This window comes from Citrobacter sp. wls613, assembly GCF_005281195.1.
Lineage (GTDB): Bacteria > Pseudomonadota > Gammaproteobacteria > Enterobacterales > Enterobacteriaceae > Citrobacter > Citrobacter gillenii.
The window spans coordinates 1-206 of sequence record NZ_SZXN01000018.1 but is presented as its reverse complement, the minus strand read 5'-3'; the positions used below and the strand labels follow the sequence as shown (position 1 = coordinate 206).

Annotated in this window: 1 pseudogene; it reads right to left on the bottom strand. The window is 72.8% G+C overall.

The window, feature by feature from the left end:
- A pseudogene (locus FDX01_RS23295) lies at window positions 1-206 on the bottom strand (hypothetical protein); the annotation flags it as partial.

Below are 206 nucleotides of genomic sequence, written 5' to 3'. Positions count from 1 at the left end.
GGCGGGCAGCAGCCGTTGCAGGCGAGAAGGCCGCGCCACCAGCGCCCACCAGGCGTAGCCGTACAGGTTCGCCAGCTGGAGCAGGGCGTATTCGGGGCTTTCGACGCCAAGCTGCGTCGGCCACGGGGTATCGCGGGCCAGCAGCAGCAGGGCGTGCAGCTTGCCGTCCGGGCCGGTCAGCGCCAGCACCCAGACGTGGCCCGGCA